Annotated in this window: 21 protein-coding genes; 9 read left to right on the top strand and 12 right to left on the bottom strand. The window is 62.0% G+C overall.

Annotated elements, in window-relative coordinates; all coding sequences use genetic code 11:
- Nucleotides 1-3: 3 nt before the first annotated feature.
- From OO730_RS04250 to flgB, 6 genes are read right to left on the bottom strand one after another with little or no spacing between them, the layout of a single operon-like run.
- Complete coding sequence (locus OO730_RS04250; RefSeq protein ID WP_264983337.1) at nt 4-756, bottom strand: FliH/SctL family protein; 753 nt, start codon at nt 754-756, stop codon at nt 4-6.
- Nucleotides 743-1,741 (bottom strand): flagellar motor switch protein FliG, encoded by a 999-nt coding sequence (gene fliG, locus OO730_RS04245; protein WP_264983336.1) that lies wholly within the window; start codon nt 1,739-1,741, stop codon nt 743-745. The genes OO730_RS04250 and fliG overlap by 14 nt, the downstream gene beginning before the upstream one ends.
- 3 nt (nt 1,742-1,744) lie before the next feature.
- Complete coding sequence (fliF, locus tag OO730_RS04240; protein ID WP_264983335.1) at nt 1,745-3,340, bottom strand: flagellar basal-body MS-ring/collar protein FliF; 1,596 nt, start codon at nt 3,338-3,340, stop codon at nt 1,745-1,747.
- A 56-nt stretch (nt 3,341-3,396) separates the two neighbouring features.
- Entirely contained in the window at nt 3,397-3,726 is a 330-nt protein-coding gene (gene fliE / locus OO730_RS04235) for a flagellar hook-basal body complex protein FliE (protein ID WP_264983334.1), read from the bottom strand.
- A gap of 16 nt (nt 3,727-3,742) precedes the next feature.
- Nucleotides 3,743-4,183, bottom strand: a complete 441-nt coding sequence (gene flgC / locus OO730_RS04230; protein ID WP_264983333.1) for a flagellar basal body rod protein FlgC — start codon at nt 4,181-4,183, stop codon at nt 3,743-3,745.
- On the bottom strand, nt 4,184-4,594 hold the full coding sequence (gene flgB / locus OO730_RS04225) for a flagellar basal body rod protein FlgB (protein WP_264983332.1): 411 nt from the start codon (nt 4,592-4,594) through the stop codon (nt 4,184-4,186).
- A 435-nt stretch (nt 4,595-5,029) separates the two neighbouring features.
- Between flgB and OO730_RS04220 the strand changes: the two genes are divergently transcribed.
- The 3 genes from OO730_RS04220 to hflX all read left to right on the top strand — a co-directional run bounded on the left by OO730_RS04220 (nt 5,030) and on the right by hflX (nt 8,253).
- On the top strand, nt 5,030-5,593 hold the full coding sequence (locus tag OO730_RS04220; protein ID WP_264983331.1) for a tetratricopeptide repeat protein: 564 nt from the start codon (nt 5,030-5,032) through the stop codon (nt 5,591-5,593).
- Between the two features lie 263 nt (nt 5,594-5,856).
- Nucleotides 5,857-6,453 (top strand): IMP cyclohydrolase, encoded by a 597-nt coding sequence (locus tag OO730_RS04215; RefSeq protein ID WP_264983330.1) that lies wholly within the window; start codon nt 5,857-5,859, stop codon nt 6,451-6,453.
- A gap of 192 nt (nt 6,454-6,645) precedes the next feature.
- Complete coding sequence (hflX, locus tag OO730_RS04210; protein ID WP_264983329.1) at nt 6,646-8,253, top strand: GTPase HflX; 1,608 nt, start codon at nt 6,646-6,648, stop codon at nt 8,251-8,253.
- Between the two features lie 25 nt (nt 8,254-8,278).
- Here the strand turns inward: hflX and OO730_RS04205 are convergent, their stop codons facing one another.
- The 4 genes from OO730_RS04205 to OO730_RS04190 form a co-directional block, all read right to left on the bottom strand.
- Nucleotides 8,279-8,857: a hypothetical protein gene (locus tag OO730_RS04205; protein WP_264983328.1), complete on the bottom strand. Its 579-nt coding sequence runs from the start codon at nt 8,855-8,857 to the stop codon at nt 8,279-8,281.
- A 91-nt stretch (nt 8,858-8,948) separates the two neighbouring features.
- The gene (locus tag OO730_RS04200; RefSeq protein WP_264983327.1) at nt 8,949-9,923 is read right to left on the bottom strand and encodes a cation diffusion facilitator family transporter; all 975 of its coding nucleotides are present in this window, start codon (nt 9,921-9,923) and stop codon (nt 8,949-8,951) included.
- Nucleotides 9,924-9,927: 4 nt separating this feature from the next.
- Complete coding sequence (gene plsY, locus OO730_RS04195) at nt 9,928-10,515, bottom strand: glycerol-3-phosphate 1-O-acyltransferase PlsY (RefSeq protein ID WP_264983326.1); 588 nt, start codon at nt 10,513-10,515, stop codon at nt 9,928-9,930.
- A 70-nt stretch (nt 10,516-10,585) separates the two neighbouring features.
- Nucleotides 10,586-12,640: a ribonuclease catalytic domain-containing protein gene (locus OO730_RS04190; RefSeq protein WP_264983325.1), complete on the bottom strand. Its 2,055-nt coding sequence runs from the start codon at nt 12,638-12,640 to the stop codon at nt 10,586-10,588.
- Between the two features lie 94 nt (nt 12,641-12,734).
- On the opposite strand from OO730_RS04190, the gene OO730_RS04185 reads away from it, so the two are divergent.
- Nucleotides 12,735-13,034 (top strand): SemiSWEET transporter, encoded by a 300-nt coding sequence (locus tag OO730_RS04185; RefSeq protein WP_264983324.1) that lies wholly within the window; start codon nt 12,735-12,737, stop codon nt 13,032-13,034.
- A 55-nt stretch (nt 13,035-13,089) separates the two neighbouring features.
- On the opposite strand, the gene OO730_RS04180 is transcribed toward OO730_RS04185, so the two are convergent.
- Nucleotides 13,090-14,364, bottom strand: a complete 1,275-nt coding sequence (locus tag OO730_RS04180) for an IMP cyclohydrolase (protein WP_264983323.1) — start codon at nt 14,362-14,364, stop codon at nt 13,090-13,092.
- 257 nt (nt 14,365-14,621) lie between these two features.
- On the opposite strand from OO730_RS04180, the gene OO730_RS04175 reads away from it, so the two are divergent.
- The 5 genes from OO730_RS04175 to OO730_RS04155 all read left to right on the top strand — a co-directional run bounded on the left by OO730_RS04175 (nt 14,622) and on the right by OO730_RS04155 (nt 19,762).
- Complete coding sequence (locus tag OO730_RS04175) at nt 14,622-16,307, top strand: methyl-accepting chemotaxis protein (RefSeq protein WP_264983322.1); 1,686 nt, start codon at nt 14,622-14,624, stop codon at nt 16,305-16,307.
- 159 nt (nt 16,308-16,466) lie between these two features.
- Nucleotides 16,467-16,859, top strand: a complete 393-nt coding sequence (locus tag OO730_RS04170) for a hypothetical protein (RefSeq protein WP_264983321.1) — start codon at nt 16,467-16,469, stop codon at nt 16,857-16,859.
- Between the two features lie 112 nt (nt 16,860-16,971).
- Nucleotides 16,972-18,234 carry an adenylosuccinate synthase gene (locus tag OO730_RS04165; RefSeq protein WP_264983320.1) on the top strand — a complete coding sequence of 421 codons (1,263 nt, stop codon included), beginning with the start codon at nt 16,972-16,974 and terminating at the stop codon, nt 18,232-18,234.
- Nucleotides 18,235-18,428: 194 nt separating this feature from the next.
- Nucleotides 18,429-19,280, top strand: coding sequence for a DNA polymerase III subunit delta' (locus OO730_RS04160; RefSeq protein WP_264983318.1), 852 nt, complete (start codon nt 18,429-18,431; stop codon nt 19,278-19,280).
- A 2-nt stretch (nt 19,281-19,282) separates the two neighbouring features.
- On the top strand, nt 19,283-19,762 hold the full coding sequence (locus tag OO730_RS04155) for a GNAT family N-acetyltransferase (protein WP_264983317.1): 480 nt from the start codon (nt 19,283-19,285) through the stop codon (nt 19,760-19,762).
- A gap of 79 nt (nt 19,763-19,841) precedes the next feature.
- On the opposite strand, the gene OO730_RS04150 is transcribed toward OO730_RS04155, so the two are convergent.
- On the bottom strand, nt 19,842-21,542 hold the full coding sequence (locus OO730_RS04150; RefSeq protein WP_264983316.1) for a Na+/H+ antiporter NhaC family protein: 1,701 nt from the start codon (nt 21,540-21,542) through the stop codon (nt 19,842-19,844).
- Nucleotides 21,543-21,691: the final 149 nt, after the last annotated feature.

The following is a 21,691-nucleotide window of genomic DNA, read 5'->3' as shown; positions in this document are numbered from 1 at the left end:
GAATTACCCCTCTTCGCCGGTGGTGACCTGGTCTGCCAGTTGGTCGAAGATGGGTTCCACGCCTTCCCAGCGGGTGTCGATGGTGTTGTCCACCCGGCAGCCCGCGCCCTCGACGATCACGCCGCCCGTCTGGATGTCGGGGTCCGCCTTGACGGTCCAGTACTTGAGGGACGGGTCGCGTTCCTGGATGGTCGTGAGAAATTCTTCCAGGCTCTGCACGTCTTCAGGGTGGCACTTCACGGTCAGCTCCCGTTTGGAGTCGAGCCGGTCAAGGGCCTCGCGCATGAGGGCCTCAAGGGATTCGGTCCGTTTTTCGGACAATTCCACCTTGAGGGTCTTGCGCACGGCGAGCTTGATCAGGGCGATGATGTCCTCCCGCCGTTCTTCGTAGATGTTCGTTCCCTGGGCACCGAGTTGCCGGAACAGGTTCTCGCCCTTGGCCGAGATGTCCTGGAGGTGCTTGTCCACGAATTCCTGGGCCTTGGCCAGCCCCTCGTTGTACCCGTCGTGGGCGCTGGTGGCCCTGAGCGCCTCGGCTTCCAACTCGGCCAGGAGCTTGATCTCCTTGGCCGCCTGCCGGGCCTTTTCGCGCACGCGGTTGAGGTACTCCTCGTTGGTGGCGTCGTCCCAGGTGAGCTGGCGCTTGCCTTCGATCTCCTGGATGGTCATCTCGTCCGGGCCGGGCGTGTTCACGCCCATGAGCACCTTGCCCGAGAGGTTGACCTTCCGGCCGGCCTTGCCCTTAGATAAAGACATCGCTGCCGCCTCGGCTGATGACGATCTTGCCCTCGTCCTCCAGACGGCGAACCGTCTTGACGATGGACTGCTGGGCCGCCTCGACCTCGGAGAGCTTCTTGGGCGGCATGATTTCCAGGTCTTCCTTGATCATTGCGGAAGCGCGCTCCGACAGGTTCTTGAAGAACTTGTCGCGCAGGTCTTCGGAAGCGCCCTTGAGAGCCACGGTGAGGTCCTCGTTGGAAACCTCCTTGAGCAGCTCGCGGATGGCCACGTCGTCGATGGCCTTGACGTCCTCGAACACGAACATGAGGTTCCGGATGTCCTCGGCCATCTGTGCGGATTCCTCCTCGATCTCGGACAAAACCTCTTCCTCGGTGTTCCGGTCCACGGCGTTGAGAATTTCGGCCACGGAATTGACGCCGCCGACCTTCTTGCCTTCCTTGCCGCCCATGGCGATGAGCTGGCTCTGCAAAACCTTGTCGACTTCCATGAGCATCTCCTCGGCAACGGCCTCCAGCTTGGCCAGGCGCATGAGCACCTCGGCGCGGACGCCCGCCGGCAGGTTCTGGATGAGTTCGGCGGCCTGGTCCGGGTGCAGGTGTCCGAGGATGAGCGCCAGGGTCTGCGGGTGCTCGTTGCGGAGTATCTGCGCCAGGATGCGCGGGCTGACGTTTTCCAGTTCCTGGAAGGGCGTGGGGCCGGTATCCAGTTCCAGGGAGTCCATGATGTACTTGGCCGTTTCCGCGTCCAGGGACTTGGTCAGCAAACGCTTGACCTGATCCGGGCCGCCGACCAGCAGTTCCGCACCGTAGGCCAGGGATTCATTGTATTCCTTGAGCACGGCGAGGACGTCTTCCTTGGGCACGGAGTCGGTTTCGAGCATGGCCTTGGATACGGCGGCGATCTCGTTGCGTTCCATGCGCTTGAACACTTCCGCAGTGAATTTTTCGCCGAGCGCGAGGAGCACGATGGCCGTTTTCTGGGGTCCGGAGAAGTCTGCCATGGTCTAGGCCTCCTGAGTCAGCCAGGTCTTGAGCAGGTGCACGGCCTGGTCGATATTGTCGTCGGAGAGCTGAATAGCGTGATTCTTGGCGTTTTCAAGCCGCCTGGTGGCGTCCAGAAGCTCTTCGTCCACTTCCTCCTCTTCCAGGGCGAGGCGGGCGGAGCCGGGCAGGCCCGCCATCTCCTCGATTTCCTGTTCGGCCACGCGGGGTCGGATCAGGGCCATGACCACGGGACGGACGACCAGGATGAGGAAGAGGAAGATGAGAAGTCCGTTGAGGAACGGCTTGCCCAGCCGTTGGGCGTATTCCAGCATGGTCCGCATGAGAGAGTCGGCATCGTACATTTCCGGCTCGCCGAAGGAGATGTTGCTGACCTCGATGGTGTCGCCGCGCGCCTGGTCGAAGCCGACGGCGTTTTCGATGAGCACGCGGATGCGGTCCAGTTCCTGCGCGGTGCGGGGCGTGTACGTCATCTCACCCGTGTCCGGGTTGGTCTCCCATGTGCCATCCACGATAACCGCAACCGTGAGACGTTTCAACTCCCCGACCGGGGTGACGATGGATTCTTCCTGCTTGTTGATTTCGAAGTTGGTGGTCCGGGATTCACGGGTGGAGTCCTGGGTGGTGCGGGTGCCGGAGAAGCCGTCGCCGCGGAAGTTGGCGTCGGGTTCGCCTCCGGCCAGGGAGGCCGCGCCCGCGGTGGTTTCCTCGTTGCGGGTTTCGGAGCGGACTACCGCGCCCTCGGGGTCGAAAATTTCCTTGCGCACCGTGCGCTGGCTGAAGTCGAGGTCCGCGTTGACGCGGGCGATGACCTTGTCCGGGCCGACCGCCGGTCCGAGCAGTTCGATAATCTGGCGCTGGATCTTGCCTTCCACGCCCGCCTTGTGCAGCTGCTGGGCGTTGGACATGGACAGGCCGTTGGTTTCGTCGTCAGGGGTGTACAGGGGGCGTCCCTTCATGTCCGTGACGGTGATGAGGCTGGGGTCCAGCCCTTCCACGGCCATGGACACCAGGTTGACGATGCCCTGGGTCTCGTCCGGGCCGAGCTTGCCCTCGTCCTTGAGCTGCAGGACGATGGAGGCGCTGGGCTTGATCTGGTCCTCGATGAACAGTGATTTCTGCGGGATGACCAGGTGGACTCTGGCTTTGTCGATCATGGGAAATTCGCTGATCGTGCGGGCCAGCTCACCCTGCAGGGCTCGCTGGTAGTTGACGTGCTGCACGAAGTCGGTCTGGCCGATCTGCACCTCGTCGAATATCTCGAACCCGATGCCCTGGCCGTGCAGGTTGCCTTCACCGGCCACCTTGAGCCTCAGCTCGTACACCCGGTCGGCCGGGACCATGACGGTCGTTCCGTTGTTCTCGAGGACATAGTTCTCCTTGGAGGCCTGGAGCATGGCCACGATCCTGGACGCATCCTCGGGATAGAGGTTGGTCATCAGGATTCTGTAGTCCGGCCTGTTCATCCAGAAGATCATCAGGGCGAACGAAATGATCACGGCAACGGTCATGCCGCCGATGATGAGGCGTTGGGACATGGAGCTGTCGGTCCAGAATCCCTGTGCTTTTTCCAGATATTTGGTAACGAACGGAGGCATGTCTTCTCTCCCGCGACGAGTGCGTTTGGCTTGTTATCGTATGGATGCTGCGCGTCCTAGAAGGACATCTGCATGATTTCTTTGTACGACTGCATGATCTTGCTGCGCACGGCCCCGGTCATCTGCATGGCCATGCCGGCCTTCTGCATGGAGATCATCAACTCGTGCACGTTCTGGGTCTTGCCGCTGGCGAACTCCTCGATCAGGACTCTTTTCTCCGTCTGCATGTCGTTGACGCTCTTGAGCGAATCCTTCAGGGTGTCGCCGAATCCTCCGGCGGATTCCTGGGGCTTTCTCAGCCGGTCGGCGACGGTGTCCCTGATCTCGCGGCCACGCGTCTGCATGGCGTCCTGGTACGCATTGATCGCAATACTTTTGACAACCATCTTCATTACTCCTTTTCTAGCCCATGCCTATCAGGAGGGCTTTCTGGAACATTCGCTTTGCGGCCTGGATGGTCTGCACGTTGGCCTCGTAGCCGCGCATGGCCTGCATCATGTTGGTCATTTCCTCGACCACGTTGATGTCGGGGTAGGTGACGTATCCCTGCTCGTTGGCGTCCGGGTGATGCGGCTCGTAGACCTGCTTGAACGGCCGCTGGTCGGCGGTGACGCCCAGCACCTTGACGCCGTGCAGTTCCCGGTTGAGATGGTCGTGCATCTCCTTGTCGAAGGGGGAGTAGACCGGCGTGGATTCGAAAGACACGGACTTGCGCTGATAGGGGCCGCCGTCCACGGTCTTGGTGGTCCGGATGTTCGCCATGTTCATCGATATGACATTCAGGTTCGCCCGCTGGGCTCTGAGCCCGGATGAACTGATGTCCATTGCTGTCATGAAATCCATTTACTTGGCTCCTTCCTGCACGACTTTCTGCATGCCCTGGAAATTCTTTTTGATGACCATGGCGAGCGCGTTGTACATCATGGTGTTCTTGGCATTCTCTGTCATTTCCTTGTCCAGGTTCACCGAGTCCTTGCCGATGACCTCGCGGCCTTTGAACTCCGAGAAGCCTTCACCCTTGAATCCGTCCGGGGAGAACGTGGCGGGCAGGTGCGCTTCGGAGGTGCGGGTCATCTTGCCGAGGTCGTCCTGATTCAGGGCGCTTTGCAGCTTTTCCTCGAATTCGAGCCTGCGCGCCTTGTATCCCGGCGTGTTGACGTTGGCGATGTTTCCCCCGACGATATTTTGACGTTGAAGACGCAGGTCCATGACCTTGCCCGTCAATTGAATGTGTCGTTCGAAAAGCCCTCGCATACCTTGTTCCTCCTGCATTCCTGGGTGTTCCGGCTACTTGGCTGGCAGTTTTTTCCTCCAGGCCCGCAAAGGAGTTAGCAACTCCCGTTCCAAACATATAACACGTCGATTAAATTGAATAATTATCAATGAGGTCTTCGGGACGCTTCGGAGCGTCGTTTTCCGGGCGCGGACCGGATCGCTTTCATATGGAATGAAACGAGGGGGCAGAATATTCCCCTTGTGGGGCTTAAGTGGAACGGGGAAGGTGGGGCGCTTGCCTTAATTTTTCAGATAAAGTCTTTTATTCCAGTTTATTAAGTCTTTCTTGCGGAGTGGAAGAAGCAAGGGGGTAGGGGGTTTGGCACGTTCGTTGCTGAATCCATGTCGGCCAAGTGTGGCCAGGATTTATTTTCTGCCCGGCCTGCGGGCAAAGGAGACATGGAGGGGAATACCATGAGTGGTCATCTGGATTATGAAATCAACAAGGAACTTGGTGAATGCTACCTGTTCATGGGTGAGCTGGACAAGGCCGAAGAATACTACAAGAAGGCCGTCAGCTCCAATGGCATCCACCCTGATCCGTATATCGGCCTGGCCACGGTCGCCATTCAGCGCGGCGACCTGGAAAACGCCATGGCCATGTACGAAAAGGCTCACAATATCGAGCCCACCGACAAAAGTCTTTCCGGCATCGGACTCATCAAGATGGAAAACGGCGACAAGGAAGGGGCTTTCCCCCTGTTCATGGAAGCCGCCCGGATGAATCCGGAGAATATGGTCGCCCTGTTCAGCATCATCAGGCTCGGCCATGAACTGGATCGCGTGATCGAGATCATTCCCAGCCTCGTATCGGCGCTGGAAGTGAATCCCGGCAAGCATGAGGTGCGCTACTCGCTCGCGGGTTGCCACGTCTGCGCAGGCGACAATGAAGCGGCCCGCGTCGAGCTTGAGAAGATTCTCGAAGCCGACCCCGAGCATGAAGCCGCCAAGGAAATGCTCGCCCAGATCCAGTCCTAACGTTGGTCTCCCCTCCCCGTTGGTTTCCCGTCCCTGATCCGTCAGGTGACGGGGCGGGAAACCAGCCTTTGAGTGAAGGCCGCCGGAAATCCAGGCCATGGAACACACGGTTCAATCCCGCGCGAGGAAGCACTTCGCGTCGGGCCTGATCTTTTTTGGCGTCGTGCGTCCGCCTGCTCCCGGCCCCCCTCTGATCCCTCTTCCCGACTTGCCTTCCCGGCCCAAATCTGGCACCACCTCCAAAACATCAAGTGAGGTGGTGTATGGACCTTTTGCCTGTCAGAAAAGCGATTCTTTCCGTTACCGATAAATCCGGTCTTGCCGAGTTCGGGAAATTCCTGGTCGACAACGGCTGTGAACTGGTGTCCACCGGCGGCACTAAGAAGATGCTCGCCGAGTCGGGACTGCCCGTCACATCGGTGTCCGACATCACGGATTTCCCTGAAATCCTCGGTGGCCGGGTCAAGACCCTGCATCCGAACATCCACGGCGGCATCCTTGCTGACAAGGACGATGAGGCCCATATGGAGACCCTGCGCGATTTCGGCATCGAGCCCTTTGATCTGGTCTGCGTGAACCTGTACAATTTCGCCGACGCCGTGGCCAAGGGGCTGGACCTCAAGGCCGCAGTGGAGCAGATCGACATCGGCGGACCGACCATGCTGCGTGCCACGGCCAAGAATTTCCACTCCATCTGCGTGGTGCCCGACCCGAAGTATTACGAGGTCGTGCGCAAGGAGATCGAGGAAAAGGGCGGCATCTCGCTCGAATTCCGCAAGGAAATGGCAACGCTCACCTTCAGGTTGACGAGTGAATACGACGCCATGATCACCAAATATCTGTCCGAAAACGAAGCATAGCCTCGTTTTCGAAAGTCTCACGGCTCGGGGGTGGAAGAGGCGCGGCCGCTTCGCTTCCGCGCTAAAGAGGCAGCCCGGCGTAGGGTTGGAAAAATCATTTGAAAGGCAAGTGCTGACGCGGTAGTACTTGCCTTTCTTTATTGCTAAAGGAGAATCGTCATCGCCCAGAAACCGAAGGGGAACCTTCAGGGGTTGAAACCCAGCCAGGTGAAGCGGCTGTCGCGGTTGTACCAGCGGCAGTATCCCACGGATGCATGCTACACCACCGAGCAGGCGCGTGAGCTGGCCGAGCTGTCCACGGACACGGGCCGCCAGCTCGGGTTGCTCATCGACCGCCAGGGCAAGGTGGCCATGGTGCTGGTGGGCGACAACCGGTCCATCTACATCCCCGAGCTGCCGCGTTCCCGCATGGCCACGGGCCGTCTGCGCGGCTTGCGCCTGGTCCACACCCATCTTTCCGACGAGTCGCTTTCCCAGGAAGACCTCATGGACATGGTCTTCCTGCGCCTGGATTCCGTGGCAGCCCTGAACGTGCGCGACGGGTTCCCTGAGACGGTCCAGGGCGCGCACCTGCTGCCGCCCAACCCGGACGAGAAGAGCTACGAAGTGCTCGAACCCGTGCGCTGGGACCGGTTCGACCTCGACCTGGGGGGTGTCGTGGACGCCCTGGAGGACGAGTTCCGCCGCCAGATGGACGGTCAGGGCATCGATTCCGACGAGAACCGGGTGCTCCTGGTCAGCGTGGACAAGACGCCGCGCCCGGTGCAGGAGCTTTCCCTGGAGGAGTTGGCGGAACTGGCCGACACCGCCGGGCTGACGGCCGCCGGGACCATGATCCAGCGGGTGCGCAAGCACAATCCCAAGTTCATCATGGGCAAGGGCAAGCTGGCCGAACTGGAAGTCCGCGCGCTCCAGGCCAACGCCTCGGTCATCATCTTCGACCAGGAGCTGTCCCCCACCCAGATCCGTAACCTGGCCCGGGTCACGGAGCGCAAGATCCTGGACCGCACCCAGCTCATCCTCGATATTTTCGCCCAGCACGCCACCAGCCGGTCGGGCAAGCTCCAGGTGGAGATGGCCCAGCTTAAGTACACCCTGCCGCGCCTGGTGGGGAAGAACAGGGCCATGTCCCGGCTCATGGGCGGCATAGGCGGGCGCGGTCCCGGCGAGACCAAGCTGGAGATCGACCGCCGCCGGGCCAACGACCGGCTGACGAGGCTCAAGAAGGAACTTGCGGACGTGCGCAAGCGGCGTACACAGACCCGCGAGCGGAGGGCCAAGGCCGGGCTGCCCATCGTTTCGCTGGTGGGCTACACCAACGCGGGCAAGTCCACGCTGCTCAACACCCTGACCCAATCCGAGGTCATCGCCGAGGACAAGCTCTTCGCCACCCTCGACCCCACCAGCCGCCGCATCCGCTTCCCCCAGGAACGGGAGGTGGTGCTGACCGACACCGTGGGCTTCATCCGCCGGTTGCCGCCGGACCTGAAGGAGGCCTTCCGGGCCACGCTGGAGGAACTGGAGTCCGCCGACCTGCTGGTCCTGGTCTGCGATGCCTCCCACCCCGAAGTGGAGGATCAGGTGGACGCGGTGCGCACCATCCTGGCCGAGATGGACCTGGAAGAGATTCCGTCCATCCTGGTGCTCAACAAGTGGGACAAGCTCGACGCCGAAGGCCGTGAGAGGATGCGCAACGTGTATCCGGAAGGCATCCCTGCGGTGGCCGTGAAGCGGCCCACCCTGGAACCCGTGGTGGAGGCGATCCTCAAGAAGATTCCCTGGGAAAAGCAGGGGGCCTGACCGTCGGCCCGACCCCCTGCCGGGGTTATTGCCTTGTCCCGCCCGCTCTCCGCCGGCGGGAGCGGCAGGCGTCGATGACGAAGATGAGCGACACCATCTGCTGGGCCGAGAGTATCCAGTATCCCTGGATGCCCATCAGGGCCGCGCAGCTGACGTTGCCGAGCATGAGCCAGAAGTACCCCTGAACGGAGTCCTTGGCCGTGAGGTAGGTTCCCATCAGGAATCCGGCGGCTATGGCAAGCTCGAAGACCTGGTTGAGGGTCGTGATTCCCCCGAATTCATACAGGCTCGCGGCCAGCCCGAAGACCACCGAGAAGCGGGCCAGGTAGTCCAGCCATGCGGGCTCGTTGCCGTGTCCGCGCAGGGCGATGATGAACCCGATGGCCATGGCCGGGGCTCCGCCCGATTCCACGGTGGCCGCGATCCAGTTGTGTTCCGAGACGAATATGATGACCCAGGCGGGCAGCCCCGCCAGGTAGATTCCCCAGGACCACAACCGCCAGGTGCGGTTCATGCCGCGGCTCGCGCTCCGTTCGGCTCGGGAAAAGCATATCTTGTTGAGCAGGTATGAAGCCCCGCCCCATATTTGCAATATAGTATCCATTGGTTACCTCCATCCCGGCCCGGGGCCGGTGCAGGTGTGTGATCAGGATGGGCTGGTTGCCCATGGGCAGAAGAAAAAGGAAAGGGCGAGCTTATTCGCCCGGGTCGTCTTCGGGAGGGGGAGGGGCGGACGAGGGGCATTCCCCGCCCATGCTGGCCGCGCATGCACCGCCCACGGTCATGCCGTCGTAGGAGATCGCCGATTCGATGGGCTCCACATGGATGGTCACTTCGGCCTTGTCGAGCTTGAGCTGGATCAATTCCTCGATCAGCTCGCACAGGTCATGGGAATCCGTGACCGTCATGTCGCCGGGCACGAGCAGGTGAAAGTCGATGAAGCGCTTGGGGCCGGACTTGCGGGTTCGTAGGCCGTGGTAGGTGCAGGTGTTGCCGCAATAGCTCTGGATGGACTTGGCGATGACCTGGAGTTCCCGTTCCGGCAGGGCGTCGTCCATGAGGCCGCTCACGGACCGTTTCAGGAGGCCCACGCCGGTGAACACGATGTTCACGGCCATGATCAGAGCGATGATCGGGTCCAGGACCTTCCACTCCGGGGCGACCATGATGACGGCCAGCCCCGCCACCATGCCGACGGAGGTCCAGACGTCGGTGAGCAGGTGGTGCGCGTCCGCCTCGAGGGTGATGGAATCGAACCGCTTGGCCGCCCGGAGCATGACCCGGGCCGTGACGAAATTGATGACCGAGGAAACCAGTGCCAGGGCCAGCCCCAGGCCGAGATTGGAGAGGGGCTGGGGCGACAGGAAGCGGCCGATGGCGGCATAGCCGATGCCGAAGGCGGCCACGATGATGAGCACGCCCTCGATGCCGCTGGAAAAGTATTCGGCCTTGCCGTGGCCGTATGCGTGGTCGTTGTCCGCCGGGCGCAGGGCCACGGTGATGGCGGTCAGGGCCAGCACGGCGGCGGTCAGGTTGACCAGGGATTCGGTGGCGTCGGAGAGCAGCCCCACGGAATCGGTCAGCCCCCAGGCTCCGAACTTGAGGACCAGGGTCAGGATCGAGGCCAGTATGGAGTAAACGGCGTACCGCTTGGGTGAATCGCCGATCATGTGACTACTCCTTCTTGAGCCAGGGGTTCTCTTCACCCCGCGCCAGCCGACGGATGTTTTCCTTGTGCCGCCAGAACAGGATGACCATGACCACCAGGGCCATGGGCACCACGGCGAAGTGGCCGGTCAGGGCCATGCACACGGGCAGGGCCAGGGCAAAGGTCAGGGAGCCCATGGACACGTGGCCGGTGAGCCAGACCATGAGCAGGCACAGGACCGCTGCCAGGATGCCGCCCCAAGGGGACAGCGCCAGGAACACGCCCACGGTGGTGGCCACGGCCTTGCCGCCCTTGAATTGCATGAAGCAGGAGAAGACGTGGCCGAGGATGGCGGCCAGGCCGACCAGGCTGAGAGCCATTTCGGAATCTATCCAGGAGGCGGCGAAGGCCACGGGCAGCAATCCCTTGAGCACGTCGAACACCAGGGTTGCCACGCCGTACTTGAACCCGCACAGCCGGGCCACGTTGGTGGCTCCGGTGTTTTTGGAGCCGTCAAGGCGCGGGTCGATGTTGCACAGGGATTTGGCGATGACCAGCCCGAAGGGGATGGAGCCGAGGACATAGGCGAGTGCCGCCCAAACAATGAAAGTCATTCTCTGTTCTCCTGAAATATCACGATGTGGGGTCGATACTACAGATTTTATCCTGCGATGCAAAGACCGGCTATTCTTCCAGGGCCTCGGAGAGCCGGATTTCGTTGGTCAGGGGGTCGACCCGGGCGAAATTGATCTGGAACCGCTGGCCCGGGTAGAGCTTGTCGCCGAGAAGCTTCTTGGGCGAACGGACGTTGACCTGCAGGTGGGGCATGGCCAGGGTGGCCATGGGACCGGCTTCGTCCACCACCACGGCGGACTGGTATTCCTTGCGTCGCGCCGCGAGGTGGACGAGCTTCCAGTACCGGGGCCGGAACCGCTGGACCGCGCTCACAGCCTGGATGCGCATGCCCAGGTATATGGCCATCTGGTCCAGCCCTTCCTTGTCCAGGCGGGGGGAGCCATCCGCGAGAAAGGTGCAGACCTGGGCCATGTTGATGAAATCCGTGTAGCGCCGCAGGGGCGAAGTGATGGGCGAGTATACCGCTACGCCGAGGGCCGCGTGCCTCCGGGGGGTGGTCTCCAGGGAGGGCGGCAGGAGCAGCTTGACCACCTGCATGATCTCAACGGGCTCCGTGAACATGCCCGCGGCCTCCGGGGGCAGGGCGATGTCCTGGGTGCGGTGCAGAAGCGGGACGCCGTTTTCCCCGGCCCATGCGGCCAGGCCCGAGTTGGCCAGGATCATGAATTCGCTGATGATCAGTTCCGAGAGCGGGCATTGCTCCTTGAGGGTGATGTCCACCGTGGTCTGCGCGCCTTCGCCTTCAAGGGTGATGATCGGCTCGGGCTTGCGGATGATGCATGCGCCGTCCTCGATGCGGAGGGCGAGGAGCTTCTCGGCCAGCTCGTGGGCCAGGACCAGGGATTCGTCGGTCCGGTTTTCGATGGCCGCGTCCGCAGCCTCATAGGTGATGTTCGCCGCCACCCTGACCCAGGTCGGGCGGGGCGTGACGGAAATGAGCTTGCCGCTTCCGTCAAGGCGGAAGTCCGTGACCAGCGCCGGACGGGTTTCCCCGGCTATGAGGCTGTAAAGCCCGGTGCCGAACCGGGCCGGCATCATGTGGCTGGTGCCTTCGGGCAGATACAGGCTGGTGGCCCGGTACATGACCGCCTTGTCCAGTTCGGAGCCGAACTCCCAGTGCGCGTCCGGGCGGGCCAGGCCGATGGAGACTACGTATCCGTCGCCGTCCCTGCGGATGCTGAAGGCGTCGTCGATGTCTCTGGTGGTGGCCGCGTCTATGGAGATGAGGTCTTCGACTTCGGGAGTTTCGGACTGATTGGAAAATGTGTTTTCTATTTCCTTGATTTCATTGGAAAAGGATTCCGACCATGAATCTTCCCAAGTATAGTCCGCCTCATCCAGGAGGTAGTTGTGGTGGACGGGGAGGATGTCCCATGTCTGGGCCAGGAGCAGGGGGAGGTGGGGCAGGTCGGGCAGTCCCTTGGAGATGGCCGTCCAGATCTTGCGCTCGGTCTCGTCCAGCCGGTCGCCGATCTTGCGCTTCAAAATCCCGGACAGGCTCTCTTCAAGCTCGGGGGCCATGTCCGGCAGTTTGGGCTTGCTTCCCTGGCCGTATGCGGTCCAGAGGGCCTGGAGCAGGACCTGCCCTGCGGAGGTCACGGCCTCCCGTTCCTTTTCCTCGGCCTTCTGCCGCATCTTGAGTTCCACGGTCTCGGCGGACCATATCTCGAAATTCGGGGGGCGGAACTTGAAATGGGTCTTGGCCTGGAGCATGGCCCGGCCCAGTGCGGCCACCTGGTCGTCGTCCGGGTCTTCCCAGAGCAGGTCCGCGAACCACTCCAGCGGCGCGGACTCCATCTCGCCCTGAGCCAGGTCCCAGAGTTCCATGACGTCGAGTCCGGCCTGGATTTCGCCGCGTTTCTCCTGGTGATCGTTCAGGGCGTTCTGGATATCCTGGCGCGAGGCCTCGGCGTTGAGGACCGGCCCCTGCCAAGGCAGGAGGCGGGCGGCGGGCAGCTTCATTTCGCGCTTGTTGATGGTCAACAGCCTGAGCCTGCCGGACGATTCCTCCAGCACCCAGGCAAGCTGGGGCTGGTCGCCGTGCATGAATTCCACCACCGTTCCGGGGCGGACCGTGGGGCCGAGTATGGTTTTCTTTGCCATCAAGCGCTTCTTTATGGTTTCGATTCCGTTCGTTGGAACGGGTAGTTAACATGAAATGTTTGCCAGCGTAAGTGGAGGGGCGTATGGGTTTTCCATGGAACTCGACATGCTGGAAATGCTGGGCGTCGTGGCCGGATGTTGCACCACCGCTGCTTTCATGCCCCAGGTGATACACACCTGGCGCACCAAATCGGTGTACGACATCTCCCTGCGCATGTACTCTCTGTTCACCTTCGGGGTTTTCCTGTGGCTGGTCTACGGCATTTCCATCGGATCGTTCTCGATCATCCTGGCCAATGCGGTCACCCTTGTCCTTGCCTTTTCCATATTGGTCATGAAGATCGTCTACGGCCGCGCGCCCTCTGAAAAGGGGCCGGGCCGCCGCCCCAAATAGAAGGCTTCGCCAAGCTCGTGCCCGGCGAAGCCTGAATGCCGATTCCTGCCATCAATTAATGTTTGAATGAACGCTGGCCGGTGAAGACCATGGCCGCCTGCGGGCTGGCCTCGTTCACGGCCTGGATGACCTCGTTGTCGCGGATGGAGCCGCCGGGCTGGGCAATGGCGGTCACGCCCTGGTCCAGGCACAGGTCCACGCCGTCGCGGAACGGGAAGAAGCCGTCGGAGACGACCACGGAGCCGGGCAGGCCGCCGCGCGCCTCCTGGGTGCGCTTTTCGATGTCCTCCAGCTTGGCCTTCATGTCCGCATCCTTGATGGCCGCCAGCTTCAGCTCGAACAGGGATTTGCCCAGTTCCTTGGAAGCCAGCAGGTCCGCGTACTTGATGTAGGCCTTGGTAGTGGCCAGGAGCACGCAGCCGACCCGGTCCTGTTCGCCGGTGCCGATGGCGGTGGTCACGCCGTTGCGGGCGAAGATGACGGAATTCGAGGTCACGCCGGCCTCCACGGCCCAGGCAAAGAGCAGGTCGTCGGCTTCCTGCTTGGACGGGGCGCGGGCCACGAACCGGTTGCCGTCCTTCTCGGCCGTGGCCGGGATGAAGTCTTCGGCCTTGAGGATGGCGTTGCGGAAGGAGAACTGGAGGACCATGCCGCCGTCGGACAGGGACTTGATGTCCAGGAACGGCTGGGTGGCCAGCTTGTCCAGTTCGGTGATGCCGGGAATCTGCAGGATGCGCAGGTTCTTTTTCTTTTTGAGCAGGGCAAGGGCCTCGTCCTCGAAATCCGGGGCTGCCACCACTTCCACGTAGACCTTGGAAATCTGTTCCGCACAGGCCAGGTCCAGGGTCCGGTTGACGACCACGGCCCCGCCAAAGGCGGCGATGCGGTCGGCCTCGAAGGCGCGGCGGAAGGCCTCGGCCACGCCGTCCTCGGTCCAGGCGGCGCCGCACGGGTTGTTGTGCTTGAGGATGAGCGCGGCCGGTTTGGCGGACAGGTACTGCAAAATATTGAGGGCGTTGTCCACGTCGGTCAGGTTGGTCTTGCCGGGGTGCTTGCCCGCCTGGAGCATGTGCTCCTCGGTCAGGGCGGAGACCAGTCCCTGGCCTGCGCCGATGAACTTGACGCCGCCCACTTCAAGCTGTCCCCGGGTCAGTTCGTACAACGCGGCGGGCTGGTCCGGGTTCTCGCCGTAGCGGAGTCCCTTGGTCTCTCCGTCGATCTCCCAGGTGCGTTTTTTGAAAACCAATTCCTGGTCGCCCAGGGTCAGTTTCATGTCGGACGGAAACGGGTCCTGCTGCAAGGTATGGTACATCTTCTTCAAATCGGACATAGGTCAACTCCCTGTTGTGCTCATGTGAGGGGGCGGTCATAGCACAGGTCTCAGTGGCGGGCAATGATGGAGGGACTGCCCCTCCCGACCGGTCCGGCGGTGCAATGGCAATTCAATCATAGGTTTAAATTATACCAAGAAGGTAAATTATCATGGTCTTCATATGTGTATTTGTTGTAGGTTGAGTCAGGATTAAAGAAATTTCGACCGTATGACTGGTTCGGGGAATGACAAAGTCCTAATTCAAAGGAGGACTTATGGGTATCAGGAGATTTCGCGATTGGGGAATGATCAGCAAGATTCTCAGCCTGTTCCTGGCGGCCGTTGTGTTTGTCCTGGCCGGGTTGCTCGGCTATTTCCTCCCGGTTGTGGGGAGTTCGCTCATGCAGGAGAAGCGGATAGCCACCCAGGGCGTGGTGGATACCGCCTACAGCGTTATCGCCAGTTATGCCGAAAAGGCCGCCAGCGGGGCTTTGACCGAAGCGGAGGCCAAGAAGCTCGCCGGGGAGGAAGTCGCCTCGCTGCGTTACAGCGGTGACGAGTATTTCTGGATCAATGACCTGAACTCCGTGGTCGTCGTGCACGGCGTCAAGCCCGACCTGAACGGCAAGGACATGAGCGACCTGAAGGACGAGAACGGGGTGTACATCTTCAAGGAGTTTGCCGCCGTCGGCAAGACCAAGGGGATGGGCTTCGTGGACTACTACTGGCCCAAGCCCGGTTCCGAGAAGGCCGTCCCCAAGGTGTCCTACGTCAGACTGTTCAAGCCCTGGGGCTGGGTGGTCGGGTCCGGCATCTATGTGGACGACGTCGAGGCGCAGGTCGCCTCGCTCCGCTGGCAGATTCTCATTCCCACCGTCATATCCATGTCCATCCTCATCGCCCTGGTGGTCTTCGTGATACGCAGCATGATCAAGCCCGTGCACGAGATCGTCGAGGCGTCCAGCCGCATGGCCAAGGGCGACCTGACCATGGAGTTGACGCCCAGGAGCAAGGATGAGGTTGGCCAGCTGACCGGCGCCATCGCCCACATGATCGCCGAACTGAGACGGGTGGTGGGCAATGTCAGCCAGGCCTCGGAGCAGGTGGCTGCGGGCAGCGAGGAGCTGTCCTCCTCCTCGGTGGAGATGTCGCAGGGCGCCACCGAGCAGGCTTCCGCCGTGGAAGAGGTCTCCGCCGCCATGGAGGAGATGACGTCCAGTATCGGGCAGAACGCCGACAACGCCCAGGTGACCAACGAGATGACCAACCAGGCGGCCATCGACACGGAGAAGGGCGGCCAGGCCGTGGCCAAGACCGTGGACGCCATGAAGCAGATCGCGGAGAAGATTTCCATCATCGAGGAAATCGCCCGCCAGACCAATCTGCTGGCCCTGAACGCCGCCATCGAGGCAGCCCGGGCCGGAGAGCACGGCAAGGGATTTGCCGTGGTCGCCGCCGAGGTTCGCAAGCTGGCCGAACGCAGCGGCAGCTCCGCCGCCGAGATCAGCGAACTGTCCACTTCCAGCGTTCGGGTGGCCGAGGAGGCCGGGAATCTGCTGGCCAAGATCGTGCCGGACATCAAGAAGACGGCCGATCTGGTCCAGGAAATCTCCGCCGCCACCAATGAGCAGAACCAGGGCAGCGAGGAAGTGAGCAAGGCCATCCATGAAATGGACAAGGTCATTCAGCAGAATGCCGCCGCGTCCGAGGAAGTGGCTTCGACCGCCGAAGAGCTGTCGGCCCAGGCAGTCCAGTTGCAGAAGGCCATGCAGTTCTTCAAGGTCGGCAGCGGAAATGTTCATATGGATGTTCCCGCAAAGAAGCGCGGCAGCGCAAAGCGTGCTGCTCCCACCGTGCGCCAGACGCCGCCCAAGCCCTTGGCGCAGGCCCCTGCGGCCGACGATGAGGGCGTGGACATCGATCTGGACGGTGTGGACGATGGTGATTTCGAGCGTTTTTGATACCGTCTGGCCTCTCCTTTGAATCTGTGGGGGCACCCGAAACACCGGGTGCCCCTTTTCCGTGCGGGAGCGGTCGCGATTTTGCGTTGCCGGGGCCGTTATATATTTGGTATGGAGTGATTCCCGGCCTGCGCCGTGTCTCATAATCAAGGAATATCGATGTCAGAAAGCTATCTGGAAAAGGCGCTCTTGAAACTGGCCCGTCAGATCAACGCGTACGACGAGGCCTCGCTCATGAGCCTGTGGGAGAAATACGCCGAAAAAGTTCGGACTTTCGAGCCCACCCGACGCTGGGAGGAGGCCGTCCTGGTGTTCAACCTCATTCAGTCCACCCGCTTCAAGAATCAGCTTTTCAATTACAATTGGGCCCAGTCCCGAATGCCCGGCGACGATTCCGTGGAAATCGATCTGGCCGCCCTGACCGCCCCGCAACGGCCCGATCCGAGTGAACCGGCCGCCGAGGGAGACGCCACGCTGAAGGAAGTGATGCCGGAAGGCAAAAAGGACCGTCGGGGCAAGTTGTTGACCCTGAACCCGAAAAACCCCAAATAATTGTCCGATCTGTCGAGTTGACAGACAGGAGGAATTGTACTTACGGAAGATAACCGTTTGTGCGCGCAATTTCGCCGGACAGGTTTTTCCGGCATCTTCATAAGGAGCTAACATGTCCAATATAGTGGTTTTCGGTTCCCAGTGGGGGGACGAGGGCAAGGGAAAGATCGTCGACATGCTGGCCGAGAAGGCCGACGCAATCGTCCGTTTTCAGGGCGGCAACAACGCCGGTCATACCCTGGTCGTCGATGGCGAGCAGTGCATCCTGCACCTCATCCCGTCCGGCGTCCTGCATCCCGGCAAGAAATGTCTCATCGGCAACGGCGTGGTCCTGGACCCGTCCGTTTTCTGCGAGGAGCTGGACAAGCTCGACGCCAAGGGCATCGACGTGTCGCCCGGCCGCATGATGATTTCCAAAAAGACCCATGTGATCATGCCCTATCACCGGTTGATGGACAGCGCCCGCGAGTCCGCCAAATCGGCTGCCGGGAAGATCGGCACCACCGGTCGCGGCATCGGTCCCTGCTATGAGGACAAGATGAACCGTTGCGGCATCCGTGCCGGCGACTTCACCGACATGGACCTGCTCAAGAAGAAGATCGCCAAGGCGCTGGAGGAAAAGAACGTCCTGTTCCAGCACCTCTACGGCGCAGAGCCCATGGACGCGGAAGCGGTTTTCAACGAGGTCAAACCCGTTGCCGAGCGGCTGGTAGCCTATCTCGGCGACGTGTCTTCGGCCATTCAGGAAGCCGACAGCGTGTTGTTCGAGGGCGCGCAGGGCACGCACCTGGACATCGATCACGGCACCTATCCGTTCGTGACATCCTCCAACACGGTGACGGCCAACGCCGCGTCCGGTTCCGGCTGCTCGCCGCGCGACCTGGACCGCATCATCGCCATCGTCAAGGCGTACACCACCCGCGTGGGCAGCGGCCCGTTCCCCACCGAGCTGTTCGACGCCGACGGCGACTACCTGCAGAGCCAGGGGCACGAGTTCGGCGCCACCACCGGGCGCAAGCGCCGCTGCGGCTGGCTCGACCTGGTGGTGCTCAGGGAGTCCGCGCGCCTCAACGGCCCCACGGACCTGGCCATCACCAAGCTCGACGTGCTCTCCGGCCTCAAGGAGATCAAGCTCTGTACTGCCTACGAGTACAAGGGCGAGACCATCTCCTATCCGCCGCAGGAGCAGAACGGCATGGCCCACGTCACGCCGGTCTACGAGACCATGCCCGGCTGGGACGAGGACATCACCCAGGCCCGCTCCTGGGACGACCTGCCCCAGGCCGCCGTGAATTACCTGCGGCGCATCGAAGAGATCACCGGCGTCGAGATCGGCTACGTGTCGGTCGGCCCGGACCGCGTCCAGACATTTTAAAATTGATTGCCATCGGCGCTTGACCACAGGAAAGCCAGCCCCTCCAAGTTCCGAATCCGCGCGAATGCGCAGATAAATAGTTTGGGAAAAGGAGGGGATGGGGGTCTGGGGGAAGGGGAGGAAACAACCCTTTTCAAAGGGTTTTTCCTCCCCTTCCCCCAGCCGCCGGAGGCAACCCAACCAAGGAGTGAGCGATGACGTTGCACGATGATCCGCTGGCCGGTCTGGTCGGTCAGGAGCATGCGGTCAAGCGACTGAACGCCATTGCCCACGATCCCCCCCAGTCCATCGTCATCGAAGGGGGCGACGCGGAGTCCCGTTTCGCTCTTTCCCTGTATTGGGCCATGCGGCTCAACTGCGGGTCCGGACACGTCAAGCGCCACGGCCCTTGCGGCCAATGCCCGGCGTGCAGGCAGATTTCGAGCCTCGCCTTCAACGACCTGATCCTTTTCGACGGCCGCGAAGGGCTGATCAAGGTGGACCCGGTGCGGCAGATGCGCTCCACCTGGGGCCAGCCGCCCAACGGCGACGGCTATCGCGTGACCATCTTTGCCGAGGCCCAGATGTTCATGACCGAGGCGGCCAACGCCCTGCTCAAGTCGCTGGAGGAGCCGAGGCCCGGCAACGTGTTCATCCTGGCCGCGCCCCAGCGCGAGCGGCTGCTTGAAACCCTGGTCTCCCGCTCCTGGGTGGTCACCCTGGCCTGGCCGGGCACCCGCGACAACCCGCCCGAGATCACGGAGTGGACCACGGCCCTGGCGACCTTCTGGCAGACCCGGCGCGGCTGGTTCCAGCGCACTTCGACCAAGGGCGCGGTGAACAAGGACCTGGCCATGCAGGTAGTTCTCGGCATGCAGCGCGAACTGCGCGAGGCCATGTCGGGCTCCAATGGGACCCCCCTTTCCGTCACCCTGTCCCAGCAATACGACGCCCGGGGACTCCGGCGCATCGGCCTCATTCTCGACCAGGCCCAGGACGCCCTCAACACCCAGGTGCCGGTCAACCCGGCCATGGTTTTGGATTGGGTGGCGACCCGCATGGTGTAGCCGTGCACATCGTCCCATACTCCGGTCACGACTGCGACGCCATCGTCGACCTCATCACCACCATCCAGATACGGGAGTTCGGCGTGGCCACGTCCGCCGAGAAGCAGCCCGACCTGCGCGACATCCCCGGCTTCTACCAGCAGGGGGCGGGCAACTTCTGGCTGGCCTTCGAGGGCGGGGAGTTGGCGGGCACCATCGCCCTGAAAGACGTGGGCGACGGCGTCTGCGCCCTGCGCAAGATGTTCGTGAAGAAGGAATTTCGCGGCGGGGAGCGGGGCGTCGCCGGTGCGCTCATGCGGACACTGCTTGATTGGGCGCGGGAGCGGGGCGTGCGGGAGATCTATCTCGGCACCGTGGACGTCTACCACGCGGCCCATCGGTTTTACGAGAAGTCCGGATTCACCGAAGTGGCCCGGGCAACGGTGCCGGATTCCGTGCCGCTCATGGACGTGGACGTGAAGTACTACCGTTATCGGTTCTGATTTTTTCGGGACATGAAAGGCAAACCGCCCGGATCAGTCAGACTGATCCGGGCGGTTGTTTTTTGTGTGGCTTTCAGGGCTAGGACGCCACCTTCTTCCCCGCGAAGCGGACGAGCAGGCAGGTGGCCGCCAGGCCCACGGGCAGGGTCAGGTAGACCGGCATGCCCAGTCCCGCCGGGAGGTAGCCCGCCAGGATGGCGATCAGGGCCACTGGCACGGCGTAGAACAGCTGGGTGCGCACATGGTCGATGTGGTCGCAGCTGGCCCCCATGGAGGACAGGATGGTGGTGTCCGAGATGGGCGAGCAGTGGTCGCCGAAGATGGCCCCGGTGAGGACCGAGCCCACGTTGAGGATGACGAAGCCCGGGTCGGGGTTCAGGGCGAACGACAGCGGGATGGCCAGCGGCATGAGGATGCCCATGGTGCCGTAGGAGGTGCCGGTGGCGAAGCTGATGATGGAGCCGAGGATGAAGATGATGGTCGGCAGCAGGTACGGGGGCAGGGTGTCGGTCAGGATGGACACCAGGTAGGTGGCGGTGCCGAGCTCCTTCATGACCCCGGACAGGGACCAGGCCAGGAGCAGGATGACGGCGGTGATGTTCATGGACTTCACGCCGGTGACAAAGGTCTCGATGGCTTCCTTGATGGGCATGATCTTCTTGAAGATGGCCATGGCGATGGCCACCAGGCTGGCCACCAGGGCGGCCTGGAACAGGACCACCGACGCGTCGGACGCGCCGAAGCATTCCCGCATGGCCGTGAAGCTGAAGGGCGAGGCGTTGACGGTCGCCAGCAGGGCCGGGTCGTCGATGGCGTGGTAGCCGTTGAAGTAGAAGCCCAGGAAGGCGGCCGCGATCAGGGTGCCGATGGGCAGGATGGCCGACCAGACCGAGGGCACCACGTGGGCTGCGGGCTCAAGGCTGGTGGACTCCTCGGCGGCCATGGGAGTGGCGTCGTCGGCAAGGACCTTGCCCTCGACGCGGGCGCGGGTCTCGGCCTTGTGCATGGGGCCGAACTCGCGCATGAACCAGATGGTGAAGACGATGAAGGCCAGGATGAAGATGTTGTAGAAACGGTACGGGATGGTCTCCACGAAGATGCCGTAGGCGTTGGCCTGGACGCCGATGGCCTGGTAGCCGTCGCGGATCAGGCCGACTTCGTAGGCCACCCAGGTGGAGATCAGGGCGATGCCCGCGATGGGCGCGGCCGTGGCGTCGATGATGAAGGCGAGTTTCTCGCGGGAGACCTTCATCCGGTCGGTGACCGGGCGCATGATCGGGCCCACGGTCAGGGAGTTGGCGTAGTCGTCGAAGAAGATGAACAAGCCCATGAGCCAGGTGGCGAACTGGGAGGAGCGGGGGGACTTGGCGCGCTTGGACAGGGCGTCGGCGATGGCCTTGGCCCCGCCCATCTTCGAGACCAGGGCGATGAGGCCGCCGATGGCCAGACACTGGAGTACGATGCCCGCGTTCCAGCTGTCGGCCAGGGAGTTGAGAATCTCGGTGGACAGCCGCAGGAAGCCGCCGACCATTGCATTGTAGATGTCCCATCCTTTGAGGTCGAGCATGAAGCAGCCGGAGAACACGCCCAGGAACAGGGAAAGGACCACGTTCTTGCTCAGGAATGCCAGGGCGATGGCGATGAGCGGCGGGATGAGGGTGAGCATGCCGAATGCCTGCGCGTTGGCAGCGCCCTTGGACGCATCGGCGGCCAGGGCGGGGTCGATCATCACGGCGGCGGCGATGATGAGGGTAAAAGTGGCGGAAAGGAGATTTTTCATTGACGTTCCTTTGGATGAGAGTCCTGAAAACAGAAAATTGGAAATGATTTTCTGCGTAAATGCGAATTTTATACCCGCAAACAGCCGAAAGTGCATAGACCATTAGGAAGGGAATGTCGACAGAAAGCCGGGATTTAAATCGAGAAGGT

This window comes from Pseudodesulfovibrio portus (assembly GCF_026000375.1).
GTDB classification, from domain to species: Bacteria; Desulfobacterota; Desulfovibrionia; order Desulfovibrionales; family Desulfovibrionaceae; genus Pseudodesulfovibrio; species Pseudodesulfovibrio portus.
The sequence above is the reverse complement of the archived record's forward strand: the minus strand, read 5'-3'. Positions and strand labels throughout refer to the sequence as shown.

Bases quoted from the DNA above. Each gene is read 5' to 3' on its own strand.
- OO730_RS04250 (WP_264983337.1), bottom strand. From the start codon at position 756: ATGTCTTTATCTAAGGGCAAGGCCGGCCGGAAGGTCAACCTCTCGGGC.
- fliG (WP_264983336.1), bottom strand. From the start codon at position 1,741: ATGGCAGACTTCTCCGGACCCCAGAAAACGGCCATCGTGCTCCTCGCG.
- fliF (WP_264983335.1), bottom strand. From the start codon at position 3,340: ATGCCTCCGTTCGTTACCAAATATCTGGAAAAAGCACAGGGATTCTGG.
- fliE (WP_264983334.1), bottom strand. From the start codon at position 3,726: ATGGTTGTCAAAAGTATTGCGATCAATGCGTACCAGGACGCCATGCAG.
- flgC (WP_264983333.1), bottom strand. From the start codon at position 4,183: ATGGATTTCATGACAGCAATGGACATCAGTTCATCCGGGCTCAGAGCC.
- flgB (WP_264983332.1), bottom strand. From the start codon at position 4,594: ATGCGAGGGCTTTTCGAACGACACATTCAATTGACGGGCAAGGTCATG.
- OO730_RS04220 (WP_264983331.1), top strand. From the start codon at position 5,030: ATGAGTGGTCATCTGGATTATGAAATCAACAAGGAACTTGGTGAATGC.
- OO730_RS04215 (WP_264983330.1), top strand. From the start codon at position 5,857: ATGGACCTTTTGCCTGTCAGAAAAGCGATTCTTTCCGTTACCGATAAA.
- OO730_RS04205 (WP_264983328.1), bottom strand. From the start codon at position 8,857: ATGGATACTATATTGCAAATATGGGGCGGGGCTTCATACCTGCTCAAC.
- OO730_RS04200 (WP_264983327.1), bottom strand. From the start codon at position 9,923: ATGATCGGCGATTCACCCAAGCGGTACGCCGTTTACTCCATACTGGCC.
- plsY (WP_264983326.1), bottom strand. From the start codon at position 10,515: ATGACTTTCATTGTTTGGGCGGCACTCGCCTATGTCCTCGGCTCCATC.
- OO730_RS04190 (WP_264983325.1), bottom strand. From the start codon at position 12,640: ATGGCAAAGAAAACCATACTCGGCCCCACGGTCCGCCCCGGAACGGTG.
- OO730_RS04185 (WP_264983324.1), top strand. From the start codon at position 12,735: ATGGAACTCGACATGCTGGAAATGCTGGGCGTCGTGGCCGGATGTTGC.
- OO730_RS04180 (WP_264983323.1), bottom strand. From the start codon at position 14,364: ATGTCCGATTTGAAGAAGATGTACCATACCTTGCAGCAGGACCCGTTT.
- OO730_RS04175 (WP_264983322.1), top strand. From the start codon at position 14,622: ATGGGTATCAGGAGATTTCGCGATTGGGGAATGATCAGCAAGATTCTC.
- OO730_RS04170 (WP_264983321.1), top strand. From the start codon at position 16,467: ATGTCAGAAAGCTATCTGGAAAAGGCGCTCTTGAAACTGGCCCGTCAG.
- OO730_RS04165 (WP_264983320.1), top strand. From the start codon at position 16,972: ATGTCCAATATAGTGGTTTTCGGTTCCCAGTGGGGGGACGAGGGCAAG.
- OO730_RS04160 (WP_264983318.1), top strand. From the start codon at position 18,429: ATGACGTTGCACGATGATCCGCTGGCCGGTCTGGTCGGTCAGGAGCAT.
- OO730_RS04150 (WP_264983316.1), bottom strand. From the start codon at position 21,542: ATGAAAAATCTCCTTTCCGCCACTTTTACCCTCATCATCGCCGCCGCC.